Raw genomic sequence first — 19,517 nt, 5'->3', positions numbered from 1 at the left:
GATCCCCTCCTTATGCGATGGGCGAGAGCAGACGGCCGCGCTTGGCTGCGATATCGAGCCAGACGGCGAGGATGATGACGACCCATGTCACCAGCCACTGCACATAATATTCAAAGCCAAGCAGCAAGAGACCGTTCTGGATGAAGCCCAGGATCAGCACCCCGATCACCGATTTCCAGATCGTGCCCGAGCCACCCAAAAGCGAGGTGCCCCCTAAGATCACGCCCGCCAGAACTTGCAGTTCATAGCCTTGGCCGACATTGTTTTGCGACCCCATCACCCGGCTGCCCAGAATAATAGCCGCAATCGCCACCGTCAGCGCCGAGATCAGGTAGGTCAGAAACACCACGCGGCTGCGCCGGATGCCCGAAAACACTGCCGCCGTCGCATTGCCGCCCGTGGCGTAGATCCGGCGTCCGAACGGGGTGTAGGCCATCATCACATGCAGCACGATGGCGCAAACTGCGAAGATCACGATCGGGGTCGGGATATCGGCAATGTAGCCGCGCCCGAACACCTTAAACCAGGTGGCGTCTTGATGGACGATATCGACGTTCTTGCCACCGCTATAGATCAGGGTCAGGCCCTGAATGGCCGACAGCATCCCAAGTGTGACGATCAGCGAATTGAGCCGCGCGACCCCCACCAAAAGTCCGTTGATCGCGCCAAGACACAATGTGGCTGCTACCATCACAACAATCGCCGGACCCGGCCCGATCTTATCGTGAAGATCAACCACAAGAACCGTCGAGAATGACAGCATCGAGCCCACTGACAGATCGAGATTGCCGCCAATCACCACGACGGTGACGCCAAGCGCCATGACCCCGATGATCGCCGAGGACCGCACCACCGAAAAGATGTTTTCCGCCGATAAGAACCGATCGGAAAACACCGAAAATGCGATTAGAAACAACACGAAGGCTACAAGAATTCCCTGTCGTGCCATAAGTCCCGCAAAGGACTTCAACCCTGAATGGGCCATGCCTCCTCCGTTGTGTTTTCCGCCCGTATTTGGGCTGCTGTGACCTGCCCTTTTGGCGGGTGTCTCAAGGCGCGTATCCGCCATGTGCTCCTCCTTGATCTGGTGCCTGCATGCCTCCCGCATGCAAGCGCGCCAAAAGAGTTCAGACCAACGTCATACCGCCGTCGATCATGACAATCTGTCCCGTCATGTAATCGCTGTCGGGGGACGCCAGAAACGTCGTGGTTCCGGTAATGTCTGCGGGGCGCGCGACGCGCCCGCGCAAGATACCGGACGAAAACTCTTCCATTGCCTGACCGGGCTTTTCAGCCGCGCCAATCTCCATCAGGTCGCGATCGACCTCATCCCACATCTCGGTAGCGACGACACCGGGCGCAAAGCCCGTGACGGTAATATTATGCTTAGCCAGATCGCGCGCGCCCGATTGCGTTAACGAGACCACGGCCCATTTTGACGCGCAATAGGGCGCGACATTGTCAAAGCCCTGCCGACTTGCGACTGAGGCGGTGTTGACGATCTTGCCGCCCCCGCCTTGCGTGATCATCTGCTTGGCCGCTTCTTGCATCCCAATCATTGTGCCTAGACCGTTAATATCCATAATGAAATGCCAGTTATCTTCGGTGACATCGAGAAAGTTCATGGGCCGATTGACGCCCGCATTGTTGAACATTACGTCGATCCGCCCGAATTGGGCTACAACCGTCGCGATCATTGCCCGCATCTCGTTGCGTTCGGTCACATTGACCTGTGCCGACATGACCCGACCGCCAGCGGCTGCGGCCCGTGCCTCATTGGCCTTGGCCACGTTTGCGGCTTGTGCGCCGTTGAGATCAGCGAAACACACATCCGCTCCTTCCTCTAACAACGCTTCGCCCATCGCGCGGCCAATGCCACGCGCAGCCCCGGTTATAAGACAAACTCGTCCCGATACGCGTCCCATGAACGCCTCCTATGCCGAAAATAAAAGACGACATGGGCAGTCTCGAAAGACCACCCATGCCACCGGGGAGGAAGCCTCAGAACACCGGCTTTGAGAACTGCTTCATGTTCTCTTGCGTAATTTCAGGTGTTTTGAAGTAGTTCATTTTCGGAACTTCTTTACCTTGGATCACGTCGATCGCCGTTTTCAATGCGTTTTCCGCATCATCGACGGGCGACTGATAGACCGAGCCGTAATACTCGCCCTTCGCCATCGCCTCATAGCCCACGGCAAAGTTGGTGGCGCCGATGAACTTGATGTCCTTAGCGCGCCCTGCGGCTTTGGCGGCATTCAGTGCGCCAACACCCATGTTGTCATCAGCGGCATAGACTCCGTCAATCTTGGGATATTTAACCAGGAAATCTTCCATCACGCGCTGGGATTTCTCGCGGTTCCAGTCACCGGGCTGAGTGTCCATGATCTTGACCTCTGGGCAGACCTTGGCAAGTTGATCCTCAAAGCCCTTTTCACGCTCGATCGCGGTGGTGTAGCCCGGCTTGCCCGCAATCTGCACAATATCGCCCTTGTTGTTGAGCGCCTTGCACATCATGTCGGCAGCTTCTTGGCCCTGCTCGATATTGTTCGGGCCAGAGAAGGCAGCGATATAGGGCATGCCCTCTTCTGCGATATTCGAGTTGGTGATGACAACCGGAATACCCGCGTCATGTGCCTTGCGCACAGCTGGAACCACGGCCTTACCATTAGTTGGCCAGATGATGATCGCCTGCACTTTTTGCTGCGTCAGATCCTGGATCTGAGCGATCTGACGGGCCACGTCCCCACCGGCATCCAGCACAACGACTTCGACATTTGGATCGGCCGCGGCTGCTGCTTTGAACGCCTTTTCATAGGTCGTCTGGTAGCTGTCGACGCCAACGTTGTTCTGCGTAATGCCGATCTTGATCTTTTCGGCCGAAGCCGCACCGGCAAACGCGATAGCCGCAGCTGCGGTTGTGCCCGTGATCAGCGCCTTCATAGTCGTTTTCATGTATCTTCCTCCCTTAGTCATTTTTGACAGCTCGTTACGAAAGACGCTCCTCCTGAACGTCAGATTCAAACCGAATCCGTCAGCGATACGCTAAGAGCATTCCCTCAGAGCGCACCGGATACCGCGTAAGTTTTGTCCATAATGGATGTTTCTGTGTCCATTTTGGATATAATCACACAAGTCACCCTTTCTCAATTCGGACATCTTGCAGGAGACGACCAAATGCCACACCCGAAAATCATCCACGGAAATCCTGACGTGCACATGCAAAATCCGAAAGATATCCAGACCGGACAATTTGGTATGCAACCAAATGCACGACCCAACACCCCGCGTGGTGACAGTGCGACGGCCATCATCGATTTCATGGACGCATTTGCAAGTGAGGTCGAGGAAACTCTGCCGCTTTCCGCGCCCAACCCTTACTTTACAATGGCCTCACATCTGGTGCGCAAGCATCTTGAGGGTAAGATCGTCACGCCATCCTCGCTCGTGGCAGCGTCGGGTGTGCCTTATGCGACAGCCATGCGCAAGCTGGCCGAAATGACAGAAGTGGGCATGATCGAGCAACGCCCGCGCACCAAATCAGGCAAGACCGTCTCACTGCATGCCAGTGCGCAACTATTGGAAAGCTGGGGGCAGTTATCAGACCGTGTGCTGCGCCTTGCCAGTGCGCATTTGGGGGCCGCAAACGGGGCAGAGCGCGATTACTACTTTGGCGGGTCCTATCTGGCAGGCCACAGCATCAAGCCGCCCGCCGTTCTACCCGAGCCTCTGGCCCTGTCCGGCGGCGTGCGCGTTCTGGTGCATGGCGATCCGACCTTCATGGTGATGGAAACGCTCAAGCGTCAGTTCGAACAGATGATTGGCACGTCGATTTCGCAGCGGGCATTTTCGATCGACAGGCTGCACGAAGAGGTTTTGCGCAACGCGACCCATAGTGCCAGCCGTTACGACATCATCGCCATCGATCTTCCCTGGATTGGAGAGTTCGTCAGCAAGGGTGTGTTGCTACCCCTTGATGAGGTAATGGATATCGAGCGGCTCGATCCGAGCGATTTTCACACCGCAGGCTGGCGCGCGGCCCATTGGGCCGGCCGGCCTTACGGTGTGCCCAGTCAAACGACGCCTGAGTTATTCTTTTATCGCAAAGACTTATTTGCCCAAGCCGGGTTAGAGCCACCTGCGACCACCGACGAGGTGCTGAAGGTCGCAGAGCACTTCCACGATCCCGCGCATGGGCGCTACGGCATTGCGTGGAATGCGGCGCGCGGCACCGCGCTTGGCCACACGTTTATGACGGCCTGCGCCGATTTCGGTCATCCCGTGCTGAATCTCGCGCCCATCGCGGGCGGGTTTGATGCCGATCATCTGGATCGCGATGATCTTCTGACGCAGTTTGACAGCCCCGCCGCCGAGTCTGCGGCCGAATACCTGCTCAATCTGTTGAAATTCTCGCCCCCCGATATCTTGTCGATGTCGTGGTATGAGCGGGTGCGTCCCTATGCGTCCGGTCGGGTCGCGATGGCCTATGGCTATACGTTGCTGGCTCCGTATTTCGAACTCGATGCCGACTCGCCCGCGTATGACACCACGGGCTACTTGCCCCATCCCGCCGGGCCAGGTGGTGCACCCGTGGCCCCGGTGGGTGGTTATGTGCTGGGCATTCCCGCCAACCTCCCCCCCGAGCGGCGCGCTGCTGCCGCTGAGGCGCTGATCGCGTTCACATCGCCCGCTGCGCAAAAGCTGTATGTGCTCAATGGGAGCCGCACCGCGCCGCGTTATTCGGTTGGGGCAGACCCCGAGGTGCAGCGCATCTCGACCATCTTTTCGGCGGTCGATGCGATGTCTTGGCGCGACGAATTACAATTCTGGCCGCGCCCTCCGGTGCCCCAGATCTGCAATCTGATCGAAATTTGCGGTCAGGAAATTCACGACATGCTGCGCGGCGTCACGACCCCGCGCAGGGCGCTGCAAGCGGTCCAGAAAAGGGCTGAGGCCGCGTTGAGAACCAGACCAAGTTAGGGAGTAAAGAATGGACCCGAATAGGCTCAAAGGGAAAAACGTGCTGATCACTGGCGGCGCGAAAGGAATGGGGGCGTGCAACGCCGAGCATTTCGCCGAACAGGGCGCAAATGTTTGTCTTGGCGACATTGATCTGGCGGCGGCGCAAGCGATGGCCGACAAGATTAACGCGCGTGGCAATGGCAAGGCGATCGCTGTGCGCATGGATGTCACCAAGCGCGAAGACAATGCCGCCGCCGTCGCCGCCACCGTCGAGGCCTTTGGCAATATCAATGTCGGCGTCTTCAATGCCGGCCTCAACAAGCCCCGTTTCTTCATGGATATCGATGAAGAAAACTGGGATCACATCATGTCGGTGAACACCAAGGGCATGTGGCTAGGCATGCAGGAAACCGCGAAACAGATGATCGCGCAGGGGCCGCAAGAGCATGTCTACAAGCTGATCAACGTGGGCTCTGTCGCCTCGCGCAAGCCGCTGATTGACGTCACCGTCTATTGCACCTCGAAATATGGCTGCCTTGCGCTGACCCATTGCGGCGCGATCGGGCTGGCCGAGCACAATATCACCGTCAACGGCTATGCGCCGGGCGTCGTGAAAACCCCGCTTTGGGAGCAGCTCGACAAGGATCTGGTCGAGATCGGCTTTAAGGATCACGAAGGTCAGGCCTTTGACGATCTGGCCGAAATCCTCGCGCTTAAAAAGGTCTCGTATCCCGATGACATCAAGGGCACGGCGGCATTTCTTGTCAGCCATGACAGCGACTACATGACCGGCCAGATGATTCACATCGACGGCGGCTGGGTCATTCAGTGACCTACGGGGGCCAACGCGCCCCATCCCCCAAAAAGACACATACACACGCCCGCGATGGGCGTCAGGAGACTTGCCATGAACACGAACGCCCTCAACCCGCGCATCCTGCAACCCGGTGACATTGACCCAAACTGGCGCTGGGACAAGCATATCCCCGCCTTTGGCCACACGGCCGTTGATTTTGAGCGCCGCGTCGATCACGACCGCCTGCGCCGCTACCGGCTCAGCCGCACCAAGGACGCGCTGAAGAAATCCAATTGCGGTTCGCTGTTGACCTTTGATGTGAACAACATCCGCTACATTTCTGGCACCAAGATCGGCGAGTGGGAGCGTGACAAGATGTGCCGCTTTGCGCTGCTGTGTGGCGATGACGAACCCTATGTCTGGGATTTCGGCTCGGCCGCTGTGCACCACCGCGACTATTGCGACTGGCTCGACCCCGAGCGGATGCGCGCAGGCGTGGTCGGCATGCGCGGCACAATCCCGCCGAGCTTTGGCCTGATGAAACGCTACGCCGAGGAAATCGCCGCGCTGATCAAGAAGGCGGGGATGGCAGGCATGCCAGTTGGCGTCGATTACGCTGAAACGGCGATGTTCTTTGCGCTGCAAGAGGCGGGGCTCAACGTGGTCGACGGTCAGCAAATCATGCTGAGCGCGCGTGAGATCAAGAATATCGACGAAATCCAGCTGCTCAACCAAGCCGCAAGCATGGTGGATGGTGTCTATGACATGATCTGGCACGAGCTGCGCCCCGGCATCCGCGAAAACGATATCGTCGCGATGTCAAACAAGCTGCTTTACGAGATGGGTTCGGATGATGTCGAGGCGATCAACGCGATTTCGGGCGAGCGCTGTAATCCGCACCCGCATAACTTCACCGACCGGCTGTTCCGCCCCGGGGATCAGGCGTTCTTCGACATCCTACAAAGCTATCAGGGTTATCGGACCTGCTATTATCGCACCTTCAATATCGGGCGCGCGACGCCGTCGCAAAACGACGCTTATATCCGGTGCCGCGAGTGGCTCGACAATGCCATCGCGCTGATCAAGCCGGGGGTGACGACCGACGTGGTCGCCAAAGCCTTCCCGAAATGCGAGGAATTCGGCTTCCCCGATGAACTGTCGGCCTTCGGCCTGCAATTCGGCCATGGTCTGGGTCTGGCGCTGCACGAACGTCCGATTATCAGCCGCGCGGTCAGCCTAGAAAACCCGATGGAGATCCAGACCGGCATGGTCTTTGCGCTGGAAACCTATTGCCCGGCCTCGGATGGCTACTCGGCCGCACGGATCGAGGAAGAGGTCGTGGTGACCGACACCGGCTGCAAGGTGATCAGCCTGTTCCCCGCCGAAGAACTGCCGATCGCTAACCGCTACTGAGACACGCCCCCGCGCGGCAGCGCAAACCTGCCGCGCGGGAGATCTAATCTCATGCCAAGTAAAAGACAGGGAGCGCGTCATGGCCACCGCCAAAAACAAGCGCAAAACGAATACCGAGGACTATCTGCGCATGTATCGCCAGATGGTTCGCATCCGCAGCTTCGAAGACAATGCCAACCAGCTGTATCTGTCCGCCAAGATGCCGGGGCTGACCCATATGTATTCCGGCGAAGAGGCCGTAGCCGTGGGCATCTGCGAGGCGTTGACGGATGACGACAAGATCACCTCGACCCATCGCGGCCACGGCCATTGCGTGGCCAAGGGCGCCGAATTCAAACAGATGTTTTGCGAATTGCTGGGCAAGGCCGAGGGCTATTGCCGGGGCAAGGGCGGCTCGATGCATATCGCCGATCAAAGCCACGGCAATCTGGGCGCTAACGCCATTGTAGGCGGCTCGATGGGGATTGCCACGGGCGCGGCCCTATCGGCCAAGTTGCAGGGGCGCGATGATGTCACCGTATGCTTCTTTGGCGACGGCGCAACCGCGCAGGGTTTGTGGTATGAGGTGATGAACATGGCGGCGCTTTGGAAACTGCCCGTTATTTATGCCTGCGAAAACAATGGCTACTCCGAATATACCAAGACCGATGAGATTGCAGCTGGCTCGCTGACCGCGCGCGCCGAAGCATTCGGGATCGAGGCGTTTCAGGTCGATGGACAGGACGTTCTGGCCGTCAATGAACTGGCGCAAACCTTGGTCGCACGGACGCGCAAGGGCGAAGGTCCGTTCTTTATCGAACTTAAGACCTATCGCTATCACGGCCACCATGTCGGCGACATCAACCGCGATTATTACCGTTCCAAGGAAGAAGAAACGATCTGGAAGGAACAGCGCGACCCGATCATCAATTTCGGCAAATGGCTGACCAAAGAAGGCATCGCGAGCGAGGACGAGCTGCAAGAGCTGCGCGATGCGGTCAAGGCCGAGGCCGAAGCCGCCGTGAGCTACGCGCTCGCCGCCGCCTACCCCGATATCAGCGAAGTCGACATGCACGTCTTTGCCCCCAACGACGCCGCCTGAGGAGGAAATCATGCGCGAGATTACCCTATCCAAGGCCGTCAATGAGGCCATCGCCGAAGAAATGCGCCGCGACCCATCGATCTTTCTGATGGGCGAGGACGTGGCCGAAGCGGGAACACCGTTCAAGGTTCTGTCCGGTCTGGTCGAGGAATTCGGCACCGAGCGGATCATCGACACCCCGATCTCTGAGCCCGGCTTCATGGGGCTTGCCGTGGGCGCTGCGATGACCGGATCACGTCCCATCGTAGACCTGATGTTTGGCGACTTCCTGTTTCTTGTGATGGACCAGCTGTGCAATCAGGCCGCCAAAACGCATTACATGTCGGGCGGCAAGCTGAGCGTGCCTTTAGTGTTGCGCACCAATATGGGCGCAACGCGGCGCTCTGCCGCGCAACACAGCCAGTCGCTGCACGCGCTGGTTGCCCATATTCCGGGGCTGAAAGTGGCGATGCCGTCTTCGGCCTATGAGGCCAAGGGCCTGATGAAAACCGCGATCCGCGACAACAGCCCCGTCGTGATCTTCGAAGACAAGCTGATGTATAACGACAAGGCCCCGGTCCCCGAAGAGGAATATCTGATCCCCTTTGGGCAGGCCGCCGTGTTGCGCGAGGGCAGAGACATCACGCTGGTGGGCACGTCGTCTATGGTGCAGATCGCGCTGACAGCGGCGGAAACGCTGGCCGCCGAGGGTATCTCAGCCGAGGTCATCGACCCGCGCACCATCGTGCCCCTCGATGAGGAAACGATCGTGAAAAGCGTGCGCAAGACCAGCCGCGCGATGGTGATCGACGAGGGCCACCAAAGCTATGGGGTCAGCGCCGAGATCGCCAGCCGGATCACCGAGAAGGCGTTCTACTATCTCGACGCGCCGGTGGTGCGCATGGGCGCGATGGATGTGCCCGTGCCCTTCTCGCCCGCGCTCGAGGATATCACCGTGCCCACCGCCGAGGGCGTGGCCGCGATGGCGCGCCAACTGGTGCGCGGGGAGGTCAGTGATGTCGCATGATGTCATCATGCCCGCGCTTGGCATGGCGCAAGAAACCGGGCTGATCGTGGCTTGGCTCAAGGCGCCGGACGACGTGGTCAAGACGGGCGATCCGTTGATGGAAGTTGAGACCGACAAGGCCACGATGGAGGTCGAGGCGCAAGCCGATGGCTACCTGACCGGTATTCGCGCCCAGGCAGGCGAGAACGTGCCCGTGGGCGAGGTCGTGGCGCAGATTTCGGACACGCCCGAAGATACGGCGCAGGCCCCTGCCTCGGATCCCAATGCCGAGGCCGAAGCCGCGCCAGAGACCTCGGATGCCTCAGACATTCCCGAGGGCGCGCAGATCATCATGCCGGCACTCGGCATGGCACAGGACACCGGTCACTTGACCGCATGGCACAAGGCCCCTGGAGACGCCGTGAGCGCTGAAGACATCTTGCTGGAGGTCGAGACCGACAAAAGCGCGGTCGAGGTGCCCGCGGGACAATCGGGCTATATCGCAGCGCTGCTGGCAGAGCCCGGCGAGGACGTGCCCGTGGGCACCGTGATCGCAGTAATCTCAGCTCAAAAACCAGACAATCCGGTGATGCGCAGCGCCAAGGTGACCAACGCCCCCGCGCCCAAATCCGAGGCCGCCCCCCCTGCCCAGACCGCGCCAGACAAAGGAAGCAAACCGGTCCCCTTCACAGCGCAGCAACAGGGCCGCATCCTTGCCTCTCCCAAAATGCGCCGTCAAGCCACCCTTGAGTGGCTTGATCTGGAGCGACTGATTGAAGCCGGGGTGCCCCAGCCCTATCACATGGCCGATCTGGACCAATTGCGCAGCCTCACCACTACGGCTGCCAGCGCACAGGCGATCCCGCAACAGGCTGCGTCGCGTCATCTGACGGCAGAACTGTCCGCCGACGGGCTCGCCGATTTCCTGAACTGGATCGAGACAGAAACAGGTGCGCCTGCGGATAGTTCGGCGGTTCTGGCAGGACTTGCCGCCGGAGCGCTAGCAGACACCACCATCGTGGCCGTCGAACGCTTTGGCCACAGACGTCACTTTGCCGCCCCCGCACAGCATCCGCTGGGCCATGCGCCGGAAACCGAGGACGCGCCCACGCTGATCCTGCGCGATCTGCGGGGCAGCGCGCTGACAGGCCTGCATCTGGGGCCCGAAGACGCCCCGGTGCTGACCCTCACGGGGCGCGCATCGCTTACCCTCACCTTAGAGGCGGGCAGCGCGCAGATGACACCTGCCACAGCCCTTGACCTTATCACCGGATTTGCCGCGCGGCTGGAAATGCCGCTGCGCCATCTTCTCTGACCCCGGAGCCCCCATGGATTACACTGATCTCTACATCAACGGCGAATGGCGCAAAGGCGCCGCAAGCGCGCGTTTTGACGTGCTCAACCCCGCCACCGAAGAGGTGTTGGCCTCTGTCGCCTCCGCCGAAATTGACGATGCCGCAGCCGCCCTTGACGCCGCAGAGGCAGCATTCGCAGACTGGGCCGGACGCACCCCGCGCGAACGCTCTGAAATCTTGCGCAAGGCATGGGAATTAATGACCGCGCGCCTTGACGACTTCGCCCGGCTGATCACGCTGGAAAACGGCAAGGCCCGCGCGGATGCGATGGGCGAGGCCACCTATGCCGCCGAATTTTTCCGCTGGTTTGCCGAGGAAGCCGTGCGCGCCGATGGTATGATCACCCGCGCCCCGGCCTCTGGCGCGCGCATCGTCGTGCAGCACAAGCCCGCAGGCATCGCGGTGCTGGTTACCCCGTGGAACTACCCGGCCGCGATGGGCACGCGCAAGATCGCGCCTGCGCTGGCGGCAGGCTGCCCGGTGATCATCAAACCGGCCTCGGAAACGCCGTTGACGATGCTGGCGCTGATGCCGCTTTTGGAAGAGGCCGGCGTGCCCAAGGGGCTGGTCAACGTGCTGCCCTCAAAAAATACCGGCCCGCTGGTCGATCATCTGCTGCACGATCCCCGCGTGCGCGTCGTCAGTTTCACCGGCTCAACCGGAGTTGGGCGCAAGCTGCTGCATGCGGCGGCCGATAATGTGCTCAAACCGGCGATGGAACTGGGGGGCAACGCGCCCTTCCTCGTGTTCGAGGATGCCGATATCGACGCCGCGGTCGAGGGCGCAATGCTGGCCAAGATGCGCAACCTCGGCGAGGCCTGCACCGCCGCCAACCGGATTTACGTGCACGAAGCCGTGGCCGAGGAGTTCACCGCGAAATTCACCCAGCGGATGGGGGCGCTCAAGCTGGGCAACGGGCTGGAGGCAGGCGTTGATGTCGGTCCGTTGGTCAATGCCGCGACGCGCGATAAGGTGGCCGCCTTTGTCAGTGACGCCGTTTCAAAGGGCGCAGAGTTGCGCCTTGGGGGTCAGGTGCCAAATGGGCCGGGTTATTTCTACCCGCCGACGGTGCTGTTCAACGTGCCCGCCAATGCCGAGTGCGTGCAGGATGAAATCTTCGGCCCCGTTGGCGCAATCCAGACGTTTAACGACGAAGAGGACGTGATCGCGCGCGCCAATGACACAGAATACGGCCTTGTCGCCTATGTCTTCACCGGTGAAATGGGCCGCGGGATGCGGATTTGCGAGCGTCTGGATTACGGCATGGTCGGACTCAACCGCGGGCTCGTCAGCGACCCCGCCGCGCCCTTTGGCGGCACCAAACAATCGGGGCTGGGGCGCGAGGGTGGCCATGAAGGGATGCTCGAATTCATGGAAACCCAGTATATTTCCGCAAGCTGGTGAGGAGATAACGATGAGCTATGTTGCAAGCCCCTCGGTGCGCAGTTACGCCGCGCAAAAAGGCGTTGATCTGGACCAGCTCGCACAGGTCTCGGGGCGCGAGACACTGGCGCGCGAAGATGTCGATCAAGCTGCTGGTGGTGGCGCGCCGATGGCCGCAGCCGGGCCCAATCATAGGCGTTATTGGCAGGTGGATCACAGCGAATATGGCAGCGTCTCGCAAGAGCCGCTGTCACGTGTCGCGCGGTTCACGGCAGATAACCTGTCGGCGGCCAATGCGATGATCCCGCAAGTGACCCATCACGACACCGCCGATATGCGCGCGGTCGAGGCGCTTCGCACTTCGCTGCGCGAGGAGGCAACGGCGCGCGGCATCAAGCTGACAGCGCTTGCGTTTCACGTCAAAGCGCTGGCGCGATGCCTGCGCGAGTTCGAGCGGTTCAACGCCTCGCTGTCGCCCGATGGTGACATACTGATCCTCAAGGATTTCGTGCATATCGGGATCGCCGTGGACACGCCGCACGGGCTGTTGGTGCCTGTGCTGCGCGATGCCGACCGACTTGGTCTGTGGGAGATTTCCGCCCGGATCAACGATCTGGCCAAACGCGCGCAGGCCCGCAAGATTGGCCCGGACGAAATGGGCGGCGCGTCGATGACGATCTCAAATCTGGGCGGGCTTGGCGGAAGTGCGTTCACCCCGATCGTAAACCCGCCCGAGGTCGCCATTCTGGGGCTGACGCGCACAACGCTGCAGCCGGTCTGGCAAGGCGAATGGGTGCCGGTTCCGGTCTGCCCGCTTGATCTGAGCTATGATCATCGCGTGATCAACGGCGCCGACGCCGCACGATTTCTAGCGCGCTATAGCCAATTGATCGCAGACCCGCGCAGATTGCTGATCTGACCGACCCAAGTTAGGTCGTGTTGACGAAAGGGATTCACATCGCGGTGCAGGCATTATTCAAGCTGGTATCGGCGATGGAGACCAACTTGGCACGAAACCTTATGTCGGACGAGGAATGGGTGTTCTTTGAACGGTTTATCTTGATAGTCCGTGCGCCGAACGGGCGCAAACCGTTCAAACACCCCTTGTTGTTGATGGGATTTTCTGGATAGCTCGCCACGCCGTGGCTTGACCTGCCTGAAGAGTTCGGCAAGTGGTCGAGCGTCTACCGCCAGTTCCGACGCTGGACGCTGGCGGAGTTTTAGGAGGATATCATGGACGCCCTGAACCAAAGTGGGGCGGTGCCGGATGTGTCTGACGTCAGCACCAGTGGGACTGATTTGGGGATTTGAACAACGGGTGCTGACGTCAGACAGTGCGCGAAGACGTTGAGGCGGGACCTGAACCCGCGCCGCAGTTGCCGCTGGATTTGACCTGTGGCGGGCGTTACCGTGTGATTGGATGCAGGCACGTCATGTCTGCCGTTGGTTCGAGGGAATGGGGAATGTCCGAACGCATCGGCCGACCGAGACACAATACAACCACCTTGCCAAACGGATACCTCCTGAATGCCGTGTAAAACATTCTTCGTATTCTGGCGTATCCAATAACAAGTTTTCTTTACATGCCTACTTTCCGCCTTCTCTCCGAACGACGCCGCGAACTGCGCCTTACACAACACTCTGTGGCTCAGAAGGCCGGCATCAGCATTCCGACGCTGCGCAACCTCGAATGCGGTGAAGGCAGTTTGCGCTCACTTGTCGCGGTTATGCCAGTGCTAAAGATCGATTGGATCTGGGGCACCGCACCTCCCGGCACAGCGCTCGCAGAATTGCGCCGGACCAAGGGCCTCACGCAGGCGCAACTCGCAAGCCGAGTTGGTTGCTCGCGCCCTACCCTCATCGCGCTTGAACGCGCGTTCACCGGCTGCGTTGCGACACTGCTTCGGGTATTGGCCATCCTTGGCATTCGACGCCCGCTTCGTATCACCAACGTCCGTCAGGGCCGCAGCCTCGCGCCTGCGCACGATCTCGTCATGACACCTCCCGACCTTGCGGCGACGATCATCGCGCATTTCGCAAACCGGGTTCACGGCCGAGTGCTTGACCCAGCACGCGGAGGTGGTGGGTTCTTCGACCGCTTTTCTAATTATCTGGAACGAGACTGGTGTGAACTGGCAGATGGGCGCAATTTCCTAGAATGGCGCGCACCGGTCAACTGAATCATGACGAACCCGCCTTGGTCAAAGCTCCGGGAGTTCACCCGGCACACAATGACGATCAGTGAGAACGTGGTATGGCTCGCGCAGCTTACCAACCTGACCACCAAGGCGCGACTGCGTGATCTCGACCAGCAGGACTACGGGATTGCCGAGTTGGTCCTGATCGACACGCCCAAGGGTTGGCCCCAGAGCGGGTTTCAATTCGTTGCGGCCCATATTGCGCGCGGCCATACAGGCGGCTGGATGATGTCGCGGCTCTCGGATCAAGACGTCTAAGATCAGCAGTCATCGGCCCCGCCATCAACCGCTGCCCCTACCCCGACCGCGGCGCCCTGATCGCCGATTCTCCGTTCTTTTGACCGTTTGTGGCAATATTTGCCAAAGCGCCCTGAAGTGGTCGATTGCTTGTAAGCGCCCCGTCATCCACCCAAAGCGCGAGAACATGCCATACGCCGCCGCGGCAGACATCGTAGCGAGCGCGAAGCTCATCGTCATCGGCAGGAAAATAGGCCCCCTCCCTCAAGATCCCGGCAGGTGACGTTCTCAACCCGGCAAAGAAGTCATTTCAATTGATCGATAACCGGAACAAGAACCTAGAGCGCCCCGTAAACCCGATGAACAGCGGCCAAGGTTTTCCGTATTTTCCATCTTTAAGCATGCAGGGCCGATGCGTGGCCGTGGAGCGGATGCGGGCTTGCGGTCGAGGATTTATCTGGAATTTTCGCTTTATAGAATGAAAGCAGACAGTTATCCACATAAAGCAACCCCTCGTTTGTCGATTCCATTTCGCACGCTTTGTCCCCGTCGCCTAAAATCGAAGCAAGGCAGCGGCTCCTCGTGGATCACCGATGCCCGGCCGGAAACCCGGTCTGAATCGAGCACAAGCAATGAGGCAATAATGATGCAATCTCCCCCCACAAACGCAGCCCCGCTGCGCTTGATTACCAAGATGGATTTGATGACGCTGTTGAGCTGGAGCGAGGCATCGATCGACAGGCGGCTGCGTGAAGATCCGGAGTTTCCGGCACCTCTGCGTCTCGGCCCCGGCAGTATCCGCTGGCGCATGGACGAGGTTCACACGTTCATCGAGAACCTGCCGCGCGCGCATCATTGGGGAGAGGACGAATGACACGGTCGATCCAGGCATTCGGGCCTGAGCGCGTCGAAGTGGCGCTCAAGGCGGAGGAAGCCATTTTGTTCTGGGCGCTGCTCGACGCCGGCGGCTACACGAGTAAGGCGGCCTATGCCCGGGCCGCTTTGCTGAGCGGACATGTGCTGGATCTCGACAAGCTGAGCGAGATGTTGGGCGAGATCGGGCTCAGGCTCAACGAGCTGATTGCCATCATCACTAGCGATGGTATCTTTCGGCAGTTAGATCCCGCGATCGCGCAGTTTGTGACCGCCGTGGCCGCGCTCGAAGACTATCTTCGCGATGCCCCTGGGAGGCAAGGATGCGACCGCACCTGACCTGGCACAGCAATCCGCACGCCGCTGGCTTATATGCCGATCGTGGACAAGATTCCGAATTTGTCGATGGGACGATCGTGGCTTTGAATGACGCCACGATCAGGGAGCAATTTGCACGGCTGAGCCCTCCTAGCGGGATCGCGCGACCTTATCTTTTCGTGACAATCTCGCTGCCGGAAGTGGTCAATCTTCTCCCCACCCAACGGAGCGCGTTTCCGAAAAAGCTGATTAGCCTGATGGGAATGGCGCCAACCGGGGTCCCGTGGATGGGCTGGGAGCATTTAGGGACCCACGTGCAGCATTTCCATTTGCTCAACCTTCCCCAGACTTTTGCCGGGCGCAAAATCGACCTCGGCCCATCCAAATCGCTTTGTGAATATCTGGACAAGGAGCTGAGTGCTTGGCTCGGCCTTCCGACCCCCTATTATTTCGACGCGCGCAATGGTCCACGACTTGAACCGCACTTCCCGAAGCGTCGCCTGAACACGCAAGCCAAACGTGACCTCGCTGCGGCGCTGGTCGATATCTCGATCAAAAAACAGCCACGCGATATGGCAAAATTCCGCAATGAGCTTTCAGCCCATGGTGGCTATGAGGTGAGTGAAAGCCTGAACCTGCACGGGGTTGCAAGCTACGAATTCAGTGGTCCCGACCTAAAAGCAATCCGCGGCGGTCAACTTTCGCCCGAACTCGAGCCGCGGATCATCCGGGCGCGTTTCGATCGAGCCCTCAACCTGCGCAACCTTCGCGCGCGGATCGAGCTCGTTGCGCTCACACGCTCATTCACGAGATCCGCTCTGGATCAACACTTGCGCATTATGAAGGAGATTGAAGATGCCCGACCCACAAGTCCCCTCCCGCGATTTGGCGAGTCTGACGCTCGCGCATCGCAAGCTCGACGAGGTTTTGAAGACCGGCGGCACGATTCAGGAGACGATCGATGTGATCCGCGGTCTGATCCTCGATCAGATGATGCATCCCGAGGGCGAGCCGGCGGATCTGGCGCAGGTCTTAGGGGAACTGATCGCGACGTTTACGAGCACGATCGGAGAAATGCGCGATACCGCGAACAGCCATGCAAACGAGATCAAGGCGCTGCGATCGCAGATCGACGCGATGGCCACCGAGCAAAAGACACGGGATGCACAAATCTCGCGCCAGCTGAGCCTTTTGCTCGACGCTCTGGGTTTGCAGCTCCCGGTTCCCTCGGAGAGCTGATCTCACGAGTTGTTCGGGCTGCGCGCGAGGCGAAAGCTGACATCATTCTGCGTGTCGACGCGGTTTCGAAGCATCTTCACGTGCGCTTCCGGGATGAAACAGCGATCTGTCTTGACCGTGACAAGGTCTGGCTGCGCAAGACAGGCGGTGGCACTGCGATGCGTGCGTTTCTGCGCCACTTTGCAACCCTGTCTGATATGCAAATGGCCAACCTGACGCTGGGCCGAATCCATCGCACAGGTCAAATCCTTGCCATCACACGACAAGCGCTGCAGTTGCTGAACGAGGCACGCCGCTCGGAAACCGAGACGGAGATCGACATCGAGCCCCCCGATCCTTCGGATGATCCAGAGGTCGAAGGGCCGGAGGTCGACGAACCGTTCTGAACGGGCAGTCGAGTATACCCGCCCACCTTACCCACTCGTGAGGTCGCGCAGCCGCACCGGGTCGCGCCCGCGCGTGACATAATCGGCCCAATCCTGCATCAACTGCTCCCGCTCTTCCAACAGGTCTTCGCGCTGGTAGGCAGATTCCAGTGCGTCTTGCTCATGGGCCAAGGCAAACTCGATGGCGTCAGCCTCATAGCGCTTCTGTCTTCGCGCCCACGTCTTAAAGGTCGCACGGAAGCCATGCCCGGTAATTTCCGGATCAAAACGCTTCACGAGATTCAGCACCGTGTTCTCGCTCACAACACCCGACCGGTTACCCGGCTTGGCGAAAATCTGGCGGTGATCCCCGGTCAGCAAACTCATGTTGTCAAGAACCACGGCCATCTGGCGGCTCAGCGGCACCCGGTGATTGCGGCCCATTTTCATCAACTCCTCCGGAGTCGTCCAGATTGCCGCCTCACTGTCAAAGAAACTCCATTGTGCCAGCCGCGTCTCCTTCGTGCGCTTTGCCGACAGGATCATCAGCATCGCAAGCTGGCGCGTCTGACACTCGCACCGCACGTTCTGGAGCCAGTCCCAGAATTCCGGCATCTGCTCATGGGCGAGCGCGCCGAAATGTCCCTTCCTGCGAAGCACTCGACCAAGTGCGATGCGCGTCGAGAAATCGGCCGGGTTGTCGGCGCGCAGCTGTTTGATCTTGGCCAAGGCGAAGATCTCCTTGGTCCGGCCGAGCGTGCGCTTGGCGGTCTCGTGCTTACAGTGCCAGATCGGCTTGATCGCGGCGATGACATCAGCAACAGTGATTTCGTCGATCCTGCGATCCCCGAAATGCGGAAAGACATAGGTCTCGATCGTATTCCAGTTTTGCTGAATGTGCTTTCCATTCCTAAGCCCGAGCTTCTTCTGTTCGAACCAGATTTTCGCAAGTTCGCGAAAGCTGGGCATCGCGGTCGCCAACGGCATGGCCTCGCCCGGCTCTTCGAAGACAGCTTCGAGTGCCGCGACATCGCCCTGCTTCAGAAGCGCGCGCAATTCGCTGATCGCGATCCCCCTCTCGAGCATGAGCCGAGCCGCTCCGGCCAGGTCGCGCGCCCGCCGCAAACCGATCTCGGGAAACCGTCCCAGCGTAATCCAGCCCGGTTTGCCGCCCCGCGCATGGCGCAGCTCAAAAACCTTGGCTCCGCCCGCGAAGAGGCGCAGGTAAAGTCCGTTCCCGTCATGGATCCGCTCCGGCCCCATGCTATGACGCGCCGCCTCGATCTGTTTCGTCGTCAGGCCCATACCAAGTCTCCCTCACTCAATTGCTTTCCACACCAAGTTACGATTCGGCGCTGATCTCGTCTAAATCCCGGTGAGGCCTCGTGATTGCCGGTGACAGAAAAAACATTGTAAAAACAATGATCTGCCGGATTTTCGTGAGGGTTCATGAGGAGATTTGAGGTATAGCCGGAGATTTCTCACTGTCCGCCATATCTTGCTTGCAACATGATGTTTTTAAAAGATATTTTTCACAATCACACCAGACCTTCCCCCCCTTTCTCCCCCTGGCTGATTTCAGAAAAGTGGCCTCCGAACAACTCCAACGAGCGCCAAACTGTGCCGAAGTCACGCCAAGGCCCGCGCTGTGCAAGTTCGCCGCCTGTTAGACGAATCTGTATATGCGCATTCCTGGATAATCCCTTTAAAGGGGTCTACGCTTACCGCCCAGATCAGGTGTCCTTGCGTACTGGAGCAGATGACTGATTTCAGTCCTTTCTAGAGATTTGTGAGGGCACAGACTCCCAATGGCCTAATCGCCACGATTGGCAGAAAGCGGATACTCGTTGCACTTGAGCCGCCTCCTGCAACGCAAACGAGCTACGCCTCGCCTGACGCCCCACCTTGATTCCATGTCACGCCCCATCCCTACGGAAGCATAATGGTCGCGCATCGAGGACGTCGATGAACAACAGCTACTTGGCCAGGCGCAATGTGAGCAGCCAATGCGAACAGTTCAACGCATCTACGCGCACACTCAATTACCAATGGAAAAACAGAAGAAAGGAATCCCAATTATTAGTTGCGGAAAAGTTCCGGCATTTGTTTCGATAAATACTGCAAGCATTCTTCAAAAGCTTTCTTGGACTGAGAAAGTTTCATTTTTGCAGAAAGATCAGTTTTTGCTATTTCAGGACTCTGTTGCACAAATCAGCTGCCGGACATAGTTCCCCTTTCCCCAGACGGATTCACCCCACCTTTTTCGTGACGGGGATGCCAAGGGCGGTGTAGCCATTCAGGATCGCGATACGCAC

Annotated in this window: 17 protein-coding genes and 1 pseudogene; 14 read left to right on the top strand and 4 right to left on the bottom strand. The window is 59.3% G+C overall.

Annotation, left to right across the window (positions count from 1 at the left end):
- Positions 1-10: 10 nt before the first annotated feature.
- The 3 genes from AB4874_RS18710 to AB4874_RS18700 form a co-directional block, all read right to left on the bottom strand.
- Positions 11-985, bottom strand: a complete 975-nt coding sequence (locus tag AB4874_RS18710; RefSeq protein WP_368393125.1) for an ABC transporter permease — start codon at positions 983-985, stop codon at positions 11-13.
- A 142-nt stretch (positions 986-1,127) separates the two neighbouring features.
- Positions 1,128-1,925 carry an SDR family NAD(P)-dependent oxidoreductase gene (locus AB4874_RS18705; protein WP_368393124.1) on the bottom strand — a complete coding sequence of 266 codons (798 nt, stop codon included), beginning with the start codon at positions 1,923-1,925 and terminating at the stop codon, positions 1,128-1,130.
- A gap of 76 nt (positions 1,926-2,001) precedes the next feature.
- Positions 2,002-2,952 carry a sugar ABC transporter substrate-binding protein gene (locus AB4874_RS18700; RefSeq protein ID WP_368393123.1) on the bottom strand — a complete coding sequence of 317 codons (951 nt, stop codon included), beginning with the start codon at positions 2,950-2,952 and terminating at the stop codon, positions 2,002-2,004.
- Between the two features lie 222 nt (positions 2,953-3,174).
- On the opposite strand from AB4874_RS18700, the gene AB4874_RS18695 reads away from it, so the two are divergent.
- The 14 genes and pseudogenes from AB4874_RS18695 (at position 3,175) to AB4874_RS18630 (ending at position 17,223) form a co-directional block, all read left to right on the top strand.
- Complete coding sequence (locus AB4874_RS18695) at positions 3,175-4,977, top strand: ABC transporter substrate-binding protein (RefSeq protein ID WP_438273504.1); 1,803 nt, start codon at positions 3,175-3,177, stop codon at positions 4,975-4,977.
- A 10-nt stretch (positions 4,978-4,987) separates the two neighbouring features.
- Positions 4,988-5,791 (top strand): SDR family NAD(P)-dependent oxidoreductase, encoded by an 804-nt coding sequence (locus AB4874_RS18690; protein WP_368393122.1) that lies wholly within the window; start codon positions 4,988-4,990, stop codon positions 5,789-5,791.
- A gap of 75 nt (positions 5,792-5,866) precedes the next feature.
- Positions 5,867-7,168 carry a M24 family metallopeptidase gene (locus tag AB4874_RS18685; protein ID WP_368393121.1) on the top strand — a complete coding sequence of 434 codons (1,302 nt, stop codon included), beginning with the start codon at positions 5,867-5,869 and terminating at the stop codon, positions 7,166-7,168.
- Positions 7,169-7,247: 79 nt separating this feature from the next.
- Entirely contained in the window at positions 7,248-8,249 is a 1,002-nt protein-coding gene (locus AB4874_RS18680; RefSeq protein WP_368393120.1) for a thiamine pyrophosphate-dependent dehydrogenase E1 component subunit alpha, read from the top strand.
- Positions 8,250-8,259: 10 nt separating this feature from the next.
- Positions 8,260-9,255 carry an alpha-ketoacid dehydrogenase subunit beta gene (locus AB4874_RS18675; protein WP_368393119.1) on the top strand — a complete coding sequence of 332 codons (996 nt, stop codon included), beginning with the start codon at positions 8,260-8,262 and terminating at the stop codon, positions 9,253-9,255.
- The gene (locus AB4874_RS18670) at positions 9,245-10,549 is read left to right on the top strand and encodes a biotin/lipoyl-containing protein (RefSeq protein WP_368393118.1); all 1,305 of its coding nucleotides are present in this window, start codon (positions 9,245-9,247) and stop codon (positions 10,547-10,549) included. Before AB4874_RS18675 ends, AB4874_RS18670 begins: the two co-directional genes overlap by 11 nt.
- Positions 10,550-10,562: 13 nt before the next feature.
- Positions 10,563-11,993, top strand: coding sequence for an NAD-dependent succinate-semialdehyde dehydrogenase (locus AB4874_RS18665; protein WP_368393117.1), 1,431 nt, complete (start codon positions 10,563-10,565; stop codon positions 11,991-11,993).
- Between the two features lie 10 nt (positions 11,994-12,003).
- Positions 12,004-12,891, top strand: coding sequence for a 2-oxo acid dehydrogenase subunit E2 (locus AB4874_RS18660; RefSeq protein ID WP_368393116.1), 888 nt, complete (start codon positions 12,004-12,006; stop codon positions 12,889-12,891).
- A 74-nt stretch (positions 12,892-12,965) separates the two neighbouring features.
- A pseudogene (locus AB4874_RS18655) lies at positions 12,966-13,193 on the top strand (transposase); the annotation flags it as partial.
- A gap of 512 nt (positions 13,194-13,705) precedes the next feature.
- Positions 13,706-14,152: a helix-turn-helix transcriptional regulator gene (locus AB4874_RS18650; protein WP_368393115.1), complete on the top strand. Its 447-nt coding sequence runs from the start codon at positions 13,706-13,708 to the stop codon at positions 14,150-14,152.
- Between the two features lie 51 nt (positions 14,153-14,203).
- On the top strand, positions 14,204-14,428 hold the full coding sequence (locus AB4874_RS18645) for a hypothetical protein (protein ID WP_368393114.1): 225 nt from the start codon (positions 14,204-14,206) through the stop codon (positions 14,426-14,428).
- A gap of 622 nt (positions 14,429-15,050) precedes the next feature.
- Positions 15,051-15,281 carry a helix-turn-helix transcriptional regulator gene (locus AB4874_RS18640; protein WP_368393113.1) on the top strand — a complete coding sequence of 77 codons (231 nt, stop codon included), beginning with the start codon at positions 15,051-15,053 and terminating at the stop codon, positions 15,279-15,281.
- Positions 15,278-15,619 (top strand): hypothetical protein, encoded by a 342-nt coding sequence (locus AB4874_RS18635; protein ID WP_368393112.1) that lies wholly within the window; start codon positions 15,278-15,280, stop codon positions 15,617-15,619. Before AB4874_RS18640 ends, AB4874_RS18635 begins: the two co-directional genes overlap by 4 nt.
- The gene (locus tag AB4874_RS18630) at positions 15,604-17,223 is read left to right on the top strand and encodes a hypothetical protein (RefSeq protein WP_368393111.1); all 1,620 of its coding nucleotides are present in this window, start codon (positions 15,604-15,606) and stop codon (positions 17,221-17,223) included. Before AB4874_RS18635 ends, AB4874_RS18630 begins: the two co-directional genes overlap by 16 nt.
- A gap of 27 nt (positions 17,224-17,250) precedes the next feature.
- On the opposite strand, the gene AB4874_RS18625 is transcribed toward AB4874_RS18630, so the two are convergent.
- On the bottom strand, positions 17,251-18,507 hold the full coding sequence (locus AB4874_RS18625) for a tyrosine-type recombinase/integrase (RefSeq protein ID WP_368393110.1): 1,257 nt from the start codon (positions 18,505-18,507) through the stop codon (positions 17,251-17,253).
- Between the last annotated feature and the right edge of the window lie 1,010 nt (positions 18,508-19,517).

Origin of the sequence: Thioclava arctica, assembly GCF_040892615.1 — a bacterium.
Taxonomy (GTDB): Bacteria; Pseudomonadota; Alphaproteobacteria; order Rhodobacterales; family Rhodobacteraceae; genus Thioclava; species Thioclava arctica.
This window is presented reverse-complemented; position numbering and strand designations above follow the sequence as displayed.